Below are 412 nucleotides of genomic sequence, written 5' to 3' on the forward strand. Positions count from 1 at the left end.
TTTTTCAACTGCGAGCGGCGTGTACCTTTCTCCAGCTGTACCTCTTCATCATTGGGTAAATTCACCGCTATGGTTTTACTTCCAGCGTTAGAGTGGCCAGCATAATAAACAATATCGTAGGCGTTTAATTGTGCTTCAGCCCCAGGCTCTTCCGCTTTGTATTCATCCGCTACCGGCAAGCCACGTTGCAGTGCTGGCAGCGTTTCAGCGTATATCGCCAGGCGCTCACTCCACTCTAAATCTTTTACTAATACGTACGCTTCAAAGCCCGCTTTGTAGCCAAACAAGCGATCTTCATAGGTTTCAATGGGGCCAATAATCACATCAACTACGCTATCGGTGACATCCATCCAAGCATAATCAGAGGGCTGGTAATCATCGGTTAAAAAAGCATCGGCGCGCATAGTTAAAT

At 46.8% G+C, this 412-nt stretch carries 1 protein-coding gene; it reads right to left on the reverse strand.

From position 1 onward, the window contains the following. On the reverse strand, nucleotides 1–412 hold a 412-nt coding region (locus CS062_RS25575), incomplete at both ends, for a dipeptidyl-peptidase 3 family protein (RefSeq protein ID WP_438270505.1).

Source organism: Roseateles chitinivorans, from assembly GCF_002761755.1.
GTDB lineage: Bacteria > Pseudomonadota > Gammaproteobacteria > Burkholderiales > Burkholderiaceae_C > Roseateles > Roseateles chitinivorans.